This window comes from Desertibacillus haloalkaliphilus (assembly GCF_019039105.1).
In the GTDB taxonomy this organism is placed as follows: Bacteria; Bacillota; Bacilli; order Bacillales; family KJ1-10-99; genus Desertibacillus; species Desertibacillus haloalkaliphilus.
In genome coordinates, this window is record NZ_JAHPIV010000371.1 from 1 (window position 1) to 370 (window position 370).

Genomic DNA, 370 nt, shown 5'->3' on the forward strand with positions numbered 1-370 from the left:
TCGTTGTGAAAAGTGATGATCAGAAATTGGAGCGGAAACGAAAAGTTGAACTTATGTTTAATGAACTTATTGAACAGGATGATCTCATTGTTACTACGTATACAGGAGAGATCGTGATTGTAAAAAAGGTGGATGTGAAAGATGACAGGTGGGAAAAGGAACGGACACTAAATACCATTCGAATATGGATGACACAGCTAACGAAAATTGATTCGACGATAAAAGTAGCAATTGGCAGTTATCATCCAACCTTTAAAAAGCTGTATCAATCGTTTATAGAAGCAAAAGAGACAATGGTCGTTGGCGAAAAATTAGCTCCTGAAAAAAAGGTGTTATTGTATGATGATCTTTCTATTTATGTGTTTATGAG

1 protein-coding gene is annotated in these 370 nt (G+C 35.4%); it reads left to right on the forward strand.

Annotated elements, in window-relative coordinates:
* On the forward strand, window positions 1-370 hold a 370-nt coding region (locus KH400_RS22390; protein WP_217228403.1), incomplete at both ends, for a CdaR family protein.